The organism is Metabacillus sp. KH_069, from assembly GCF_057838075.1.
Genome location: NZ_CM174460.1, coordinates 834,816 through 850,935, shown reverse-complemented (window position 1 = coordinate 850,935; position 16,120 = coordinate 834,816). Strand labels below are relative to the sequence as shown.

The following is a 16,120-nucleotide window of genomic DNA, read 5'->3' as shown; positions in this document are numbered from 1 at the left end:
TGAATGGTTTAAGCAAGATCTAAATTTTTCACGATGATGGTTTTCATGATTTCATTTGTGCCTGCGTAAATGGCTGAAACAGGTATATCACGATATCGTCTGGCAATCTCGTATTCTTCCATATAACCGTATCCGCCATGAAGCTGCATGACCTCTGACGCCACTTTTTTAGCCATATCCGTAATCCAGTACTTAGCCATGGAAACACGGGTAACCGCATTTTTCCCTGCCAGATGTTCTTCAATGACAGAATCTAAAAAGGTACGGCCAATTTCAATTTCTGTTGCCATTTCTGCCAGCCGAAACTGAACAGTCTGAAAATCGCTGATTGATTTTCCAAACGCTTTTCTTTGCTTCGTATACTGCTTGGCAATAGCAAGCATTCTCTCAGCAGAAGTCTGCGCTCCGATTGCTACAAGGAGACGCTCCTGCTGCAGCTTATCCATTAAATAATAGAACCCTTTGCCTTCCTCACCCAAAAGATTTGCGGCAGGCACTTTTACATCCTCAAAAATGAGTTCTGCAGTATCCTGTGCGTGCAAGCCTACTTTTTCAAGCTTTCTGCCTCTTTTAAAGCCAGGTGTGTCTCTTTCAACGATCAGCAGGCTTATGCCTTTGTGAGCAGGCACCGCCTTTGGGTCCGTTTTGCAGACAACAACAATTAAATCCGCACAGATTCCATTTGTAATGAATGTCTTCTCCCCATTTAATACATAGTAGTCTCCTTGTTTAATAGCTGTCGTTTTTACAGCTGAGAGATCAGAACCTGCGCCTGGCTCTGTCATCGCAATCGCCGTAATGGTTTCTCCCGTCACACAAGTCGGCAGGAACCTTTGCTTCAGCTCTTCCGTTCCGTAAGAATCAAAATACGGCACGACGATATCGTTATGAAGACTGATGCCAATCATGCTGGACCCCACTTTTTCCAGCTCTTCGTTTATAATGACGGAATAGGCAAAATCTACTCCGGATCCTCCGTACTTCTCATCCGTCCAGGGACACAAAAAACCCTGCTCTCCCATTTTGATCCAAAGTTCACGCGGGACCATTCCTTCTTTTTCCCACTTATTGTAGTAGGGCACTGCTTCTTTTTGAAGGAATTTTCTTAGTGCTTCCCGGAATATTTGATGCTCTTTTTGCAAGTAGGCTGCCGGCATTTCATTCATTCCCCCTGTTTTATGCGCTTGGCTGTTCTGCGAGCTTCTCCCTTAAAAGAAACTTTTGGATTTTTCCGCTTGCGTTTCTAGGCAGCGCCTCTACAAAGTGATATTTCCGCGGTCTTTTATAAGGCGCAAGCTTATCGCTCGATTTGCAGAATTCATCAAGCTCTTGTTCTGTTAGATTCATATCTTTTCTGACAATAAAGGCTGTCACACATTCTCCCCATTTCTCGTGCGGCTCTCCTAAAACAGCTGCATCGAGTACGCCTTTATGCTCAAATAAAACATCCTCAACTTCTCGCGGATACACATTTTCCCCGCCGCTTATAATCATGTCGTCTACTCGGTCAGCCACATATAAAAACCCGTCACGATCCAAATATCCTAAATCGCCTGAATGATACCAGCCCTTATACAGCGCTTTTTCTGATGCTTCTTGCATATTGAAATAACCTGCCATCATACAAGGTCCCTTTACAATGATTTCACCAACCTGTCCCGGCTGAAGAATATCTTCAGGTTCTGATGGTCCATTCTCATTCGGCTTTACAATCCGCAATTCATGTCCGAAGCAGACTTTTCCCGCAGAGCCTACTTTAGTCAGCTGCTCATCTTCTGACAAGAAAGTGACTGCAGGTCCCATCTCTGTCATGCCATAAGCCTGAATAAGATCGGTGCCGAGCTTTTCCTTGCATAGCTTGACTAGAGCCGGTGCCATCGGGGCTGCCCCGTACAAGCCAAGTCGCAGGGAAGTCAGATTGTACGTTTCAATTTTCTCCTGAAGCATCATGTTCCACATTGTCGGCGCTCCAAAAAAGACGGTGATTTTCTCTTCTTCAATCAGCTGAAGCACAAGCTCAGGCTCAAAATGGTGCAAAATCACGTTGCTTCCGCCAACTTGTACGCGCGGGAGGAAACAGCAGTGGAGCTCCGCACAGTGAAACATCGGTGCAGCCACTAATCCGCGGTCATCCTTTGTCAGCCTTTTCGCAGCAATACAAACATGATTCTGCTCAATCATATCCCGGTGACGATGAAGAACTCCTTTCGGGCGCCCAGTCGTCCCGCTCGTATACATGATGGCATACAGATCATTTTCAGTCATTTCCATGTCAATGAGCCTGTCGCTTGTATGCTTAACTTTCTCATAATAGCTTGAAGCATATGATGGCGGTTCACCGTCGATGAACCAGAAGGAGATCTCGTCAAACTGCGATTGAATGTCGCTGATTTGCTGCTCAAGTGCCCGTTCAAACAGAACTAAGGACGGCTTTGCATCGTTTAAGATGTAGGCCACCTCCTGAGCTTTTAGCCTGAAGTTGATCGGATTGATGACGGCACCGATTTTGGCACTGGCAAAATAAGCCGTTGCAAGCTCAATCGTATTGAATAAATAAGTCGAGATCCGGTCACCTTTCTTAACGCCTGCCTCCAAAAACGCATTTGCAAGCTTATTCACTTCTTTTTGCCACTCGGCATACGTCCACCTGATGCCTCTCCGGACATCATAAATGGCTTCCTTTGCAGGGTACTTCTCAGCAGTCAAATCAAATACTCGTCCAATCGTTGAATACATAGAAACTCCTCCTTTAGATAGAAAGCGTTTACAAAAAGGGCGGCAATGCTTCATAATTTAATCCCTTTATTAACATTCATCTTTTTTCAGAAAATTCCTTCATTCTATATGAAATCTTTCATTTGAAGGTTTTATATCTATGAAATCCGTTCTTATTTAAAGGAATAAATCATATGCAAATAAAAAAGGCTCGGGAAATTTATTCCGAACCCTAAGCCGCCATACGCTGACAGCTGGTATTAAACATTGGATTGATAAACTTGAATTGGTAAATAAATCTCTACCTCTTCCTCACCATTTTCCATTGGATGATAGGTCTCAACAATATGAGATTCTAAGTCTCTTATATAACTCTGATCATCTGCCCATTGTACTAAATTGTGATGCAGGCTGCCGATATTATTCATTTGTCCTCTAATCGTGACATAGTTATGAGACAATTCGATATAATCCATCCCTTCTGGAACGGCTTCAAGAGACTCATTAACAATTAATCCTGCATAATAATGACCTCTCAAATGGTCAACACCCCTTTTGGGTTCAAAAAGAGCGACTTCAGTACCCGAACAGTTTTCTATTTCATCTAAACGAGTTAGAAATTGCCGGGCAAGACTTGGAACATCGATGCCAAAATTGTCAAAAGCTCCACTGCCCTTGATGCCTACCACTTTAAAAGTTCTCTTAACCTTCTTACAATCCATTAATATCCCGCCCGTCACTTGTTTTACCACTATATTACAATTTATTTATACACAATTGAATTCCTTCCAATTAAAAAAATAACCAGCCCATTTTTTATATGGACTGGTTATTTTGTACTTTATTTCTTTTAGAAAGAAGTCATGAATTTAGTACTCTTTTTCAAGGGTAACACCGTGCTCTTCTGCCAGCGTTTCTAACTCAGCACTGAATTCTCGGATCATTTTTCGTGCTGTCGCCAGCTTATCATTCGCCTCGATAATTTTTCCCCGGTCCTGTTCTTCAAGCCCTGAAATGATCAAAATAAAAGCACTATGCTGAATATTGGCTGCTTCAATGTAATTTTCATGCAGTGCCTTTATTTTTTCCGATTGTACCTGAACTTCTTCTAAATCAGCAATAAAGGAATTGTACGTTGGCGAAACTTCATCTACCATCACTGAATACATGACTTCATCACTAGTGTAATTGTCGCCGGACACACTGTCATATGCGCTGATGGCAGCCGTTTCTTTTTCCGTAACCTCAGGCAGGATTTCATTCACATAGGTCAGCAATTCCTCCTGAACAGGATCCTCCGAACATCCCGAAAGCAAAAACAGGAACATAAACAGACAGGCGCCCAGTAGTTTTTTCATTTCTCCCACCTCCTCACTCCCCTAGGCTATTCAGCCATGAGCTGTCTCATGTTGGGGGATGCTTGGATTATTTATGTGGTTGAATAGCTCAGGGAGACATTTGAGGGTAATTCTAAGAATGATCCCTTTTTTCTATAAAAAAGAAGCTCCCCCTTTTATGGGAAAGCCTCTCTGACCAATATCACACAAACATTTCTTCCAGAATTTTAATTTTCGCTTCTGTATAATGCTCAAAGCTGTCGTTATAAGATTTTGGATCCTTTGGATTCGCAAATTGCGTAATCTTCCCTGTTTCAGGATGTATGAATTTGCTGGCAGCGCCGCATCCGATGCCAATGATGGATTGCTGCTCCTCCATGATCATGATGTTATAAATGCTGTCCTGGCCCTCAAGCGCGTAGCCTACATTTTCAAGATTTCCAAGGATATTTTTTTGACGGTACAAGTAGTATGGCGTGTAGCCGTGTTCATCTGTCCATTTGACTGCATGTTCCATCATTTCTTCGATTTCTTCGCGTCCTGCCACTTTGTATTTTTGTTTATTCCTTGTCATCTCTGATGCACGTTTAAAGGACAGTGTATGAACCGTTAAGGATTCAGGCATCAGTTTTTCTGTTTCAGATAATGTATAATCAAATTCTTTTACTCCTTCACCCGGCAATCCTATAATCAAGTCCATATTAATATTGTTCATGCCCATGGAGCGTGCTAAATGGAATTTATCAATGGTCTCCTGCACGGAATGATGACGGCCGATGGCTTTTAATGTTTCATCAATATAAGATTGAGGGTTGATGCTGATTCGGTCGATATTCCATTTTTTCAACACGTTCAGTTTGTCCTCTGTAATCGTATCCGGACGGCCAGCTTCTACTGTAAGCTCGCGGATTTTATCTACACCCGGGAATGCTGCGTTCATTTCCTCGTACAGCATATCCATTTCTTCTGCAGTAATGCTTGTAGGAGTACCACCGCCGTAATAAACAGTCGTGATTTTTATGTTTTTCTCTTTCAGCCATTTTCCCATCTCACGGATTTCATAGTGCAGCCCGCCGAGGAACGAATCAACAGATCCCTGTCTTCCGCCAATTGCATAGGCAGGGAATGTGCAGTACGCACATTTAGTCGGACAGAACGGGATGCCAATATAAATGCTCACTTCTTTTGAAAGATCATACAGATCGGGAACCACGCTCAGCTGCCTGTCGACGATCCGCTGCATCAGCTGAATTTTTTCGTCTGAAATTAAATATTCTTCCTTCAGCATTTGATGCGCTTCTTCTTTTGACATGCCTTCACGCAATTTTTTATGAAGAAGCTTTGTCGGACGTATGCCTGTTAAGATCCCCCACTGCTGAATCATGCCCGTGTAATCCTGAAGCAGGTTCAAATGCACGTATACGAGTGTATGTTTAACCGCTTTAAATACTTCTTTTTCACTCATCTCATCTGAAATATCTTTTTCGTGCGCAGCCGACTTCTCATATCCTTTTTGATCAGACAAAGTTCCGCGGACACTTATAGATCCATTTATTTCTTCTATTTGAAAAACGATGCTGATGTCCGCCTCGGTTTCTTCAAACATCAGCTTTGTTTCTTCGTAAAACAAATTTGAAATTAACTGCAGCGGACGATAAAATCGTTCATCGTTTATGCCATTTATAGTAAAACGCAAGATTCTCACCTTATCTTCTTTTAGATTCAAAACTTCCTTAAGTGTACAAAACCTAGAGCATATGGTCAATTTAGAAAAGTGGAGACGGTCGGTCAGTTCAGGGAGACAGATTCGTTATCTGAAACCTGAAAGTAGTGGTGAGTCTGTCTAAATCGCGGTAAGCAGCAGCATGCCATTTAGTGAAAATGACGATTTTATTAACCAGTCTTCCAACTCTCAACAGCCGATTTTTCCAAAAAAAAATATAAAAACAGATGGCGAAAACGCCATCTGCTCCTAAATTACAATACATATTTTTTAATTGCTTCAGCAACCCCGTCTTCATCATTGGACAAAGTGACCCAGTCAGCTGCTTCTTTGACGATGTCCTGTGCATTCCCCATTGCTACACCAATTCCGGCTTCTTTAATCATCGCCAGGTCATTCATGCTGTCGCCGCAGGCCAGCACGTTTTCCATTGTAATGCCGAGCAGTCCGCATACCTTCTCAATGCCTTTGGCTTTATTAATTCCAATTGCATTCACCTCAAGGTTTGTAGGACTTGAATTCGTGATTTCAAATTCTCCTCTGCTGCGGAGCTCATTTAAAATGGTTTCACGGGCTTTATCATCTTCAATTTCAAATCCGAACTTCAGCCACTGAAACGTGCTTAAATCCTCCGGCATTTCATTAAAGAAGACTCTTTCTGTGCTTGTTGCCCAGTAACCTGTTTTATGTGTTTTAGATAAATCATACATCCAAGTCATTAAATCATTATGGACAATATTTCTATCCACGAGCTCACCTTGCTCGTCCCAGATTTCGCTGCCATTTACAGTGACCAAATAAGAAGATAAGCTCAGTGATTTAGCAGATCCCGCAGGGTTGCCATGCTTCTGCCAGTGCTGATGACGACGTGAATGCCCCGGGCTTCAGCGTCTCTGATTGCTTTTCTGTTTGCTTCTGAAATTTCTTTTTTTTCGTTCAGAAGTGTACCATCCATATCTAGTGCAATTAGTTTAATTTCCATGTAAAAATCCTCCTATACCTTCTCGGCTCTTTACCTAGGATATCATTTTACAGGCTGATAAACCAAATGGATGCCTCATGCTTTAAACATTCATCGATTCCATTGCAAAGTACTCTTTAATCGAATAGCTGAATAACTGGCGTTTAATTCTCCCTTTATCGCCAATCAGCCTGTACCAGCTTTGCCCGACATAAAAGTGATTTGAAAGCAGGATCTCCAGAACATAGGAAATCCGGTCTTCGGCTTCTTCACTTTCAATTTTCACTTTGCTTGAAAAAGCTAAAACAAAGTACGGTTTTTCATAATCCAGCTCCAGGACTTGCAGATGATAACTATCCCCGTGTTTGCGGTTAAAGTCTTCAAGCACTTTTTCGAGGCCTATTCCTATCTCTATATCGAATTTGCCCGCTTCACTCCAAGTTGAGATGAGTGAATCATAAAGTGACAGCGTTAGGATATAGTGCGATTGATACTCGCCCGGATTAAATTCTCGATTTGCATTTTGATCTTCGAGCGGCACAATAATGTACTTTTCGTAATTTGAGAAGAAGTCCCCTTTCATCTCTTTACCTTCTTTCTTTAGTTATTGACCCAGGAATGGTGTGAGTGATCCGTGCATTTCGGAAAAAATAGTTATACCTTATTAGTTCTAAATAAAATCGGAAATACCTTCTCATTCTTTACAAGAAAAGCGCAAGAGCCCGTTTAGCGCAGGCATGACAGATAAGGATCCGCCAGTAAAGGCGCTTTTTGCCAATATTTTCAGATCCCTTCTGGCCGATGGAGCTAAACATGATAGCGCAAAGTTTTATACTTTCTTATCTTTGAACAAAAAAAAGAGCTGTATCTTTCAGCTCTTTTCATTGCCTGTTAATGAATCTGCCATTTCTGCTTCAGTCGCTAAAATAAAATCTGTATGAACGTAGTGCGATCCAAACATTTCACGAAGGTCTTCTATTTTCAGCGATTGCACTTTTACGATATCATCATTCTCTTTATAAACATAAATCGTAAAATACTGATTTAGATACTCAAAAAAGTGATTCGGATCCACTCCCGTTTTTTCAAAATAGTCACTGTTGAATTCAATAAAACCCAGAACAGAGCGGCTGTTTTCAAATAATTGCCTCATTCCCTTTAAAACAAAAGCTTCATATCCTTCGACATCAATTTTAAAAAGAACCGCTTTATTTTCCATGCTTTTAGTAAATAACGAATCAACAGTAATTGATTGTACGGAAACCTCGTCAACCATGTGATGCGCCGGCATATAAGAAGCTGAAGATGTTCCTGACCAGTGGTTATCAATAAAAAAGCGTTTATCTTCTCCGTCTGAATCAGAAGCAAAGGCATGAACAATCTTGATTTGTGATTGATTCGGGTGAGCATCCCGGGACTTGCTGATATATGTAAGCAGGTTTCGGTTAGCTTCAATTCCGTAAATTTTTGTATGTTTCGGATAGATCATTGAGAAAATACATTCTCCATAGTTGACGCCTATATCAATAATATAGTCCGGCTTCATTGCTTCAACAGCCTGCTGCCAAAAAGAAAGAAGCCTCTTTTGCGTCACGCCTCCGCTGATCAGCAGGGCTCTGCCCCGATTCTCTTTTGCATCAACATAAAGAACGGTTGAAGACGGCAGGACGATTTTATCCGGAAGTTTGCTGATATCCAATGTTCTGTATTTCATCAGTATCCCAAAATCAATTAACCCTTTCCAAAGCTTAGGGTATTGCTCCCACATTTTCATAAGAAACGGCTTTCTTACAGCTGCTTTGTTAATCATGATGGTCCTCCTTTTTAAGCATTCTTATATTTTCTTATTAACCTATAAAAATCCTTTTGAAATGGATACAGATTAACATAGAATTTACAATTGGCTAAAAAAGGGGATATCCGGTTATTGAACGATTTAAGGCTGCGGAAAGTTGGCACTTTTAAACTACTTTTGCTCTTGATTCTTCTTTTCACGCCATATCAGCGTAATCATAGCGGGGATTTGATTCCACTTTACGAGCCATCTCAGCGATTTGTGGAATCATAGCAGGGCTTTGTTTCCACTTTACGGACCATCTTTGCGATTTGTGGAATCATAGCAGGGCTTTGTTTCCACTTTTCGTCCCACCTCAGCGATTTGTGGAATCATAGCAGGGCTTTGTTTCCACTTTACGAGCCATCTCATCGTTTTATGGAATCATAGCAAGGCTTTGATTCCACTTTTCGTCCCATCTCAGCGCCTTGAGGAATCATACCAATTCTTTGATCTCCTGAAACAACAAAAAAAACGGATACAAATTGGCTTGCAATTTAGTACCCGTTTTATTCTGCTCCTATGATCCTCTTTTATCGATCAACCTTCAGCTTATCTAAGAACTCAATGCGATGCTGTTTTCTGAAGTGTTCTTTTACCATATAAGAAACACCCTGGTCGTCGTTATTTCTTGTAATCCAGTCAGCCGCTTTTTTCACATGATTAGGAGCGTTCCCCATCGCTACTCCAAGTCCGGCCATTTCAATCATTTCTTTGTCATCATCAGCGTCTCCAATAGCGACCATTTCTTCAGGCGAAATATTTAAGTGCTGACCAAGCAGCCTTAAGCCGTTCTCCTTTGATACACCTTTTGCAGTGATTTCGAGCACTGTTGGGTTTTTGACCCTTATTGTAATGCCTTCAAACGCATCAGAAAGCACTTTTTCAACCTCTTGGCATTCATGCTCTTCTGAAAAGTACACTTCCATTTTGGGGGCTGAGAGCGGTTCATCTCTTAAGTTTTCTCCAAGCGAATCGACAAACTGTACTGGATAAAACAACGGATCCGTTGGGCTTAACAATGTTTTCCCGACGATATTTGAGGATACTTTCTTCCGGTTTCCGAGCGAAAAACGTTCATGCACGATTCGGACGTTGCAATCAAATGTTTCGAGCACCTGAACGAGGTTAAATGTTTTTTCCTCTGATATTCTGTTTTCATAGAAAGACCTGTCAACTTTATCAGAAATAAACGCACCGCTGTGCGTAATCAAAATATTGTTTATCTTAAGCGCTTTTGCAAGTTTTTTGGCCGTCTGAAAATGCCGGCTTGTCACGAGAGTAACGTATACTCCCTTTTTTTGGACATAATGGATCGCTTCCCTTGTAGAAGGTTGAAGTCGACCGTTGGAACGAAGCAATGTTCCGTCAATGTTTAACGCTAGTAGTCGGTAGATCACTGTGAATCCCCCTTCAGCTGATGTCTGATTTCTAATATGAGGATATGTCCTTTCATCCTGAAATAGAACGAAATGCACGCCAGCCTGTTTCCGTGATTTTTGAAGCAAAACGAAAACAGCTCTGTGATCAGGTCACAGAGCTGTTTTTATAATTGTAAAACCCCAGTATTTAACTTTCTCCCAATAAACGTGCCGGAAAACTGTTACCCGCAGCTTCCGGTGACAGAATGGTTCAGGCGATCATCCCCATAATCGCAGACCATAAAATAAGTGAAATAAAAACGCTTACATTTATTATTGCAAGTTAAATCAATTTTGACAAGTGGTTTTCTCAAAAAAATGAAAGCGTTTTATTATTTGATTTATTCTGAATTTATACGATGAATTTAAGCCTTAAGGATTCCCCGAAATATTCTTTGGGAAAACCTTGCGTTTATTAGCGGTTTTTCATTATTTTTATCGAATTAATACAATTTACTAGCGAACTGATTTTTTCATTTATCCTTTTGTTCATCATCTGAAATTGCCTTTGATCAGCCAAAATCATTTATTACTAGCCGCGGCATTCAATCCCAATAAAAAAAACGGAGCATTTCGTCCTCGCTCCGTTTTTCCGTATTATTGCTGAAGACTGCCGTAAAGTTCTTCAAGCGGCTTCATGATGATTTTATTTAATTCTGCAATCGTCATGCTCATGCGCTGTTCAGCTTCCATCAGCTTTGAGATTTTATCATGCTGCTGTACAAGTGCCACTGATTTCTGTGCCTGTTCGATTTCTTCTGGAGAAATCTCCTGGCCTGACATTTGCTTTTGCTGAAGGTTTAATTGAATATCCCTGAAGCTTTCAAACAAAGTGCGTGCTGAATCATCAGCGTTCACTTCATCATAAAGACTCTTTAGTGTTTTGAAATCATCACTGTCTCTAAGTGCTTTCTCAAGATCGTAACCTAAATCATAAACATTCGCTGCCATAAGTATTCCTCCTAACATCTTTTCACGCTGTGCTTTAAAAGCACCCTACAACTATAACAAACTATTCACCAAATTTCATTTCGTGCCCATTTTTCTATCTGATCAGCATCACGACTATCGCCTGGAAGCCTCCAATGATACCTCCGAGCAATGCACCCAAGTATGTAATCATGGTAAACTCCCTTCTCGAAATGCCAAGGACCATTTCTTCAAGCCTTGAGACAGAGAACGATTGAACCTGCTCTTTGACAATCTCCTGAAGGTGAAGCTGCTCCAGCATCTTTTCCATATGGTTTTCAAGGTATTGGACAGCAAGTTTTACCATTTTGGGGATAAAGTCAGCTGTAATCCATTCGGAATAAGGCAGCAGATAGTCAGAAACAGGAGCATTGAGCCTGTCTTTTATCGCCATTTCTTTTAAAATTGCCTGCTTTGACAGTAACAGCAGTTCATCAAGGTTGAATTTTTCTTCTAGGTCTCCAAGTTTAAGGTCTTCTATTCTCTTCCACTCTTTTTCAATTAAGGAAGTGAGCAGGCGTTTGGTTTCGCTATTTCGAAGGAATTTCAGCACTTCTGGCTGCACCTTATCAAACACGCTTGTATTTCCTAAAAACATTTGAAGCATTCCGCCGAGCATGCCTCTTTCTGCCAGAAAGTCATCAATCATTCTTCTGAGGCGCTGTTTGCCCTCATCACTCTGAAAATAATCAATGCCCTTTTGAACAACAAATTCTGATGCTGCAGGCAGTGAGCGCTCTATTTTTCCGTACAGGTGTGCAGGTAACGCTTCTTTAACAGTCAGTACCCGATATTGCTCAACTTTCTCTTTCATTTTATAATCGATCATTTCACTGAGTTTTGTTTCTATTTTCCCGTCTAAATTTTCGATGCCAATGTCAGCAGCAAATGCTGTTACCGTTTTTTCACTGTTTATGAAACGTGTTGCTTCATTATTTACCCAAGATGTAACGGTTTTATGAAAATCGTCATTTGCGAGCTTTCTTCGAATGCCGTCTGGTGTAAGCAAATGCCCGACAACCATTTTTCCCATTTGATCAGCAAGTTCCGCGCGCCGTTTGGGAATAAGTCCGGGTGTAAAAGGAATTTTCTTACCGAATAAATACTTCGCATTATGCGGTTTGAAGAGCATCTTAATGGCAAGGTGGTTTGTGATTCCGCCAATTACCGCTCCAATTGCAATCATAAACAAAATTAATGTCAATCCAGTCATATCCATCTACCTTCCAAATCTCACCTATTCACTGATTTATTCATACGATGCTTATATCAGCGTCTGCCTATAAACATATTATAGAGCTTGTTAGAAAAGTGAGCAAATGAGGGTTTCCTATGAATATAGAAAAAATAGTTGTATCCCCCCGCCTTACCTCTCATGGCAGCAAAAGTATCCAAATCAGTTATTCTTTGAGAGCAAAACTCAGTTTGCCATTTTCATCTGGCCTTGTGAAAGTAGTGTGCGGAAGGAATAGTATTTTCGCAAAAATCGTATGTATGAATGAAGAACATAATCATGTAACTATTCACCAGGAACTGCTTAAAGAGCTTTCCCTTCCTGCTAATCCGTTTAAAATCAGTATTAAATATGATTCTCAGAAAAGATGGCTTGAGCTTGGTCCTGTTGTCGCTGTCTTAACCGAAATTGATGCTGGTGAAAAGCCGGTCTCCCTTGGAAGCATAGATTCTTTTTGCAGAGAGCTCGCTTCATGCAGCGCAGAAAAGGGAATCTTCTTTTATGTTTTTGCCCTGTCTGATTATCATCAAGAAAAGATGAATGGCTATACACTCTATCAGAATGAATGGCAGGAATGTTCTGTTCCTTATCCGAGTGCTGTCCATAATCGCATTCATTCCCGGACCCTGGAACAGTCACAGGATTTTTTAAGGATGACGGCAGATTTCATCCAGCATAAAGTTCCCTATTTTAATGACAGGTTTCTAAATAAATGGGAAGTTCATCAGATTTTACATGCAAATCCCCATCTCATCCCCTTCCTGCCGAAAACTGAACTGCTTTCAACAAAAACGGTTCTCGAAACGATGGTACACCTGTACCCTGTTGTATTCCTAAAGCCTATTAACGGCAGCCAGGGAAAGCGAATCTTTAGAATCTGTCATACAGATGAAGGATTTGAACTTGATTATTCTACTTTCTCAGGGCATCTGCTGCGGGATTATCTTACCTTTGACGATCTTTTTCAAAGTCTTCTTCCAAGAATTAAGAAAGAAGCTTTTATCGTTCAAGAAGGAATCGAGCTGCTGTCTTATGAGAAAAAGCCAATGGATTTCAGGATACTGTGCCATAAAAGAAATTACTCGGAATGGAAAATCTCTTCCGCTGTTGCCCGGGTTTCAGCGGAAAATCAATTTGTAGCCAATATCGCCCGCGGCGGCTCTCTGTACAAAATCAGAGAGGCTCTATCTGCTTCTTTTGAGTTGTCAGAAGCTGCTCATATCAGCAGGCTCTTAAATGAACTTTCACTTGAAATTGCCGAGGCATTGGGTAAATATGCAGGCGGTCTTTTTGGCGAATTCGGCATGGATCTGGCCGTCGATTCAGGAGGACATCCATGGATTATTGAAGTAAACACAAAGCCTTCCAAAAATGCAGAAGAGCGCAAATCACTGGCGGCAAGACCTTCAGCGCGCTCGATTATTGATTATTGTTTATTTTTGTGCAAATCTCATCAGGATGAAGCTCACTAAGCTTTTTCAAACCATGCAGGAGGTGTTTTATGAATCCTTTTTACAGCATTACGGTATCATTCACTGATGCAAAAAAATTGATACTTCCGGCTTCCGTCAGACATGAAACGAATGAGAATATCACCGAGGTTGTATTTGGAACAGCAGCATCTCCATGCTTTGTTGAATTTCAGGAGCTGAATGGTGCTATTAAGATATCAAAGGACTTAATGGATCAGCTCCGTCTTCCTCTAGGAAAAACACAATTGATTCTTCACCAGAACTCTGTATACCTTGGACCGCTGATAGGTATATTTACTGCTGGATTTACCGGCTCCATTTTGCGCCCGATTGGTAATCGTTCGTTATTTTTCGCAAAATACTTAACAGCTCAAAAAACGGCCGGTTTGTTTGCCTATGTTTTTGGGGCTCACCTCATTGACTGGGAAACCGGCATTGTAAATAGTTATACATTTGATGATGATGGCTGGAGGCAAATGAAAATCCCGCTTCCAAACGTTGTGTATGACCGGTTGCCAAATCGGGAAACCGAAGATCATCATGCGATAAAGATGGTCAAAAAACGGCTTAAAACGGAGTATGGGATACCATGGTTTAATCCGGGGTTCTTTGATAAATGGACGATTCACGAGCTCCTCCTTCCCCACGCTGAAGCAGCCGTGTATTTGCCGGAAACGACGCTTGATCCCTCATACGAGCAAATAGAAAAAATGCTCCGCCGTCATAAAAGCGTGTATTTAAAGCCGCGAAACGGAAGTCTTGGTCTAGGTGTTTTTCAATTAATTTATGAGCCCGATGAGCATATATACTATTGCAGGTACCGTTCACAAGAAGATAATATCCTGCGCAAATACAAATCGCTCGATCAATTTTTCAAGTTTTCATTTGGAAGCAGAAAGATGGAAGATTACCTCCTCCAAGAGCGGATAAAACTAATTCGGATCGAGCAGCAGCAAGTTGACTTCCGTGTCCACACAAATAAGGATTCAATGGGCCGATTTCACGTTACCGCCCTTGCCGCCAAAATTGCCGGCAAGGGCAGTGTTACTACACATGTAGATAATGGAGGCATTGTCAAAACACTTGAAGAGCTATTTGATCAGAAAGATGAACGCAATCAGGCTTTTCGTTCGCTCACTTCTGCAGCTCTTGTTCTAAGCGAGAAAATTGATCAATGTATTGAAGGCTTTATTGGTGAAATCGGCTTTGATTTTGGCATAGACGACTGCGGCAATGTTTGGCTGTTTGAGGCCAATTCAAAACCGGGCAGATCTATCTTTTCTCATCCTTCTCTCAAAGAAGAAGATATGCACTCAAGAAAGCTGTCACTTCAGTATGCCCTGTATTTATCTAAAAAAGCGATTGAAGAACCAGAGGCGCTTTACGAATGAGCCTGCTTACCTGCTGGCCAATCGTCGGCATCCTGACAGGCGAAGGCGGAAAGGGAAAAATCTTTCATGGAGATGGCACCTACTTTAAAAACATTCAGCGCAAGATGAAAGCTGCGGGGGGTTTTTGCTATGTATTTACTTTAAGCGGTGTAAAAGAAAAATATATTGAAGGATTTGCCTTCAGCAGAAAAAAGCAGCAATGGGCTAAACTCGCATGCCCGTATCCGAATGTGATCTACAATCGGATCGCTTCACGGGACGCAGAAAGCTCGGAATCCTTTCTGCTGTTTAAAAAAGAAATGATTTCCGCCAAAATCCCATTTTTTAATTCTTTCTTTTTTGATAAGTGGGATGTGCATCAAATCCTGTCTGAATCTTTGCTGTCCTATCTCCCCCTTACAGAAAAAGTTCATTCCGCAGAGAATATTCAGTCTTTTCTCTCAGCCTGTCCAGGTGCGTATTTGAAGCCATTACGGAGCAGTCAGGGTCAGGGAATTTACCGGATCCGCTCTGAGGAACATTTTTATGAGGTAACATCGATTGATGGTTCAAGTGAATTATGCGATAAATCGGTTTTTGCTAAAAAAAAATACCCTTTCTATGAGGGCTATCTTATACAAGAAGAAATAGCCTCAGATACCTTTCAAAACAAAAAATATGACCTTCGGGTGCTCGCACTGTTAGGCAAAGATGATTATCACATCTGCGGCATTGGCGTACGTTCCGCTGCAAATCGTCAGACACTGACGACACATGTTCCAAATGGCGGATCGATTTTACCATTTGAATCTGTTTCAAATAGAGTCAGCATGGAGCTGCTTCAAATGATTGTAAGTACTGCCGGCAGGGAATTAGCCTCCCATTATGGCTCAATTGGAGAATTTTCAATGGATATCGGAGTAACGGAATCAGGCCCGGTCATTTACGAAGTAAACAGCAAACCTATGCCCTTTGATGAGCCTCATATTCAAACACACCGCATTAACAAGCTTGCAGCTTTATTTCATCAGCTGTCTGCAGGAAAATCTTCACTTCGCTCTTCACTTCCTTTAATATAAAAGCA

At 41.3% G+C, this 16,120-nt stretch carries 13 protein-coding genes and 1 pseudogene; 3 read left to right on the top strand and 11 right to left on the bottom strand.

Annotation, left to right across the window (positions count from 1 at the left end):
• Positions 1 to 8: 8 nt before the first annotated feature.
• The 11 genes and pseudogenes from AC3ISE_RS04365 to AC3ISE_RS04315 form a co-directional block, all read right to left on the bottom strand.
• Complete coding sequence (locus AC3ISE_RS04365) at positions 9 to 1,157, bottom strand: acyl-CoA dehydrogenase family protein (RefSeq protein WP_489224262.1); 1,149 nt, start codon at positions 1,155 to 1,157, stop codon at positions 9 to 11.
• A 19-nt stretch (positions 1,158 to 1,176) separates the two neighbouring features.
• Positions 1,177 to 2,736 carry a fatty acid--CoA ligase gene (locus tag AC3ISE_RS04360; protein ID WP_489223185.1) on the bottom strand — a complete coding sequence of 520 codons (1,560 nt, stop codon included), beginning with the start codon at positions 2,734 to 2,736 and terminating at the stop codon, positions 1,177 to 1,179.
• 239 nt (positions 2,737 to 2,975) lie between these two features.
• On the bottom strand, positions 2,976 to 3,437 hold the full coding sequence (locus tag AC3ISE_RS04355) for a GyrI-like domain-containing protein (RefSeq protein ID WP_489223184.1): 462 nt from the start codon (positions 3,435 to 3,437) through the stop codon (positions 2,976 to 2,978).
• 147 nt (positions 3,438 to 3,584) lie between these two features.
• The gene (locus tag AC3ISE_RS04350) at positions 3,585 to 4,073 is read right to left on the bottom strand and encodes a hypothetical protein (RefSeq protein WP_489223183.1); all 489 of its coding nucleotides are present in this window, start codon (positions 4,071 to 4,073) and stop codon (positions 3,585 to 3,587) included.
• A gap of 181 nt (positions 4,074 to 4,254) precedes the next feature.
• Positions 4,255 to 5,748 carry a coproporphyrinogen III oxidase gene (locus AC3ISE_RS04345; protein ID WP_489223182.1) on the bottom strand — a complete coding sequence of 498 codons (1,494 nt, stop codon included), beginning with the start codon at positions 5,746 to 5,748 and terminating at the stop codon, positions 4,255 to 4,257.
• Between the two features lie 281 nt (positions 5,749 to 6,029).
• Positions 6,030 to 6,757: pseudogene (locus AC3ISE_RS04340) on the bottom strand (Cof-type HAD-IIB family hydrolase).
• 82 nt (positions 6,758 to 6,839) lie between these two features.
• On the bottom strand, positions 6,840 to 7,319 hold the full coding sequence (locus tag AC3ISE_RS04335) for a hypothetical protein (protein ID WP_489223181.1): 480 nt from the start codon (positions 7,317 to 7,319) through the stop codon (positions 6,840 to 6,842).
• Positions 7,320 to 7,607: 288 nt separating this feature from the next.
• Positions 7,608 to 8,546: an FkbM family methyltransferase gene (locus tag AC3ISE_RS04330; protein WP_489223180.1), complete on the bottom strand. Its 939-nt coding sequence runs from the start codon at positions 8,544 to 8,546 to the stop codon at positions 7,608 to 7,610.
• A 557-nt stretch (positions 8,547 to 9,103) separates the two neighbouring features.
• Entirely contained in the window at positions 9,104 to 9,970 is an 867-nt protein-coding gene (locus tag AC3ISE_RS04325) for a Cof-type HAD-IIB family hydrolase (protein ID WP_489223179.1), read from the bottom strand.
• Positions 9,971 to 10,588: 618 nt separating this feature from the next.
• Positions 10,589 to 10,942, bottom strand: a complete 354-nt coding sequence (locus AC3ISE_RS04320; RefSeq protein ID WP_070879375.1) for a YlbF/YmcA family competence regulator — start codon at positions 10,940 to 10,942, stop codon at positions 10,589 to 10,591.
• A 94-nt stretch (positions 10,943 to 11,036) separates the two neighbouring features.
• Positions 11,037 to 12,173 carry a DUF445 domain-containing protein gene (locus tag AC3ISE_RS04315; RefSeq protein WP_489223178.1) on the bottom strand — a complete coding sequence of 379 codons (1,137 nt, stop codon included), beginning with the start codon at positions 12,171 to 12,173 and terminating at the stop codon, positions 11,037 to 11,039.
• 119 nt (positions 12,174 to 12,292) lie between these two features.
• Between AC3ISE_RS04315 and AC3ISE_RS04310 the strand changes: the two genes are divergently transcribed.
• The 3 genes from AC3ISE_RS04310 to AC3ISE_RS04300 are packed head-to-tail and all read left to right on the top strand — an operon-like array spanning position 12,293 to position 16,115.
• Positions 12,293 to 13,666, top strand: coding sequence for a YheC/YheD family endospore coat-associated protein (locus AC3ISE_RS04310; RefSeq protein WP_489223177.1), 1,374 nt, complete (start codon positions 12,293 to 12,295; stop codon positions 13,664 to 13,666).
• Positions 13,667 to 13,695: 29 nt separating this feature from the next.
• Positions 13,696 to 15,057 carry a YheC/YheD family endospore coat-associated protein gene (locus AC3ISE_RS04305; protein WP_489223176.1) on the top strand — a complete coding sequence of 454 codons (1,362 nt, stop codon included), beginning with the start codon at positions 13,696 to 13,698 and terminating at the stop codon, positions 15,055 to 15,057.
• Complete coding sequence (locus tag AC3ISE_RS04300; RefSeq protein ID WP_489223175.1) at positions 15,054 to 16,115, top strand: YheC/YheD family endospore coat-associated protein; 1,062 nt, start codon at positions 15,054 to 15,056, stop codon at positions 16,113 to 16,115. The genes AC3ISE_RS04305 and AC3ISE_RS04300 overlap by 4 nt, the downstream gene beginning before the upstream one ends.
• The last annotated feature ends 5 nt before the right edge of the window (positions 16,116 to 16,120 follow it).

Excerpts from the sequence above, each read along its gene's own strand:
- AC3ISE_RS04365 (WP_489224262.1), bottom strand. The coding sequence starts at position 1,157 with ATGCCGGCAGCCTACTTGCAAAAAGAGCATCAAATATTCCGGGAAGCA.
- AC3ISE_RS04360 (WP_489223185.1), bottom strand. The coding sequence starts at position 2,736 with ATGTATTCAACGATTGGACGAGTATTTGATTTGACTGCTGAGAAGTAC.
- AC3ISE_RS04355 (WP_489223184.1), bottom strand. The coding sequence starts at position 3,437 with ATGGATTGTAAGAAGGTTAAGAGAACTTTTAAAGTGGTAGGCATCAAG.
- AC3ISE_RS04350 (WP_489223183.1), bottom strand. The coding sequence starts at position 4,073 with ATGAAAAAACTACTGGGCGCCTGTCTGTTTATGTTCCTGTTTTTGCTT.
- AC3ISE_RS04335 (WP_489223181.1), bottom strand. The coding sequence starts at position 7,319 with ATGAAAGGGGACTTCTTCTCAAATTACGAAAAGTACATTATTGTGCCG.
- AC3ISE_RS04330 (WP_489223180.1), bottom strand. The coding sequence starts at position 8,546 with ATGATTAACAAAGCAGCTGTAAGAAAGCCGTTTCTTATGAAAATGTGG.
- AC3ISE_RS04320 (WP_070879375.1), bottom strand. The coding sequence starts at position 10,942 with ATGGCAGCGAATGTTTATGATTTAGGTTACGATCTTGAGAAAGCACTT.
- AC3ISE_RS04315 (WP_489223178.1), bottom strand. The coding sequence starts at position 12,173 with ATGACTGGATTGACATTAATTTTGTTTATGATTGCAATTGGAGCGGTA.
- AC3ISE_RS04310 (WP_489223177.1), top strand. The coding sequence starts at position 12,293 with ATGAATATAGAAAAAATAGTTGTATCCCCCCGCCTTACCTCTCATGGC.
- AC3ISE_RS04305 (WP_489223176.1), top strand. The coding sequence starts at position 13,696 with ATGAATCCTTTTTACAGCATTACGGTATCATTCACTGATGCAAAAAAA.
- AC3ISE_RS04300 (WP_489223175.1), top strand. The coding sequence starts at position 15,054 with ATGAGCCTGCTTACCTGCTGGCCAATCGTCGGCATCCTGACAGGCGAA.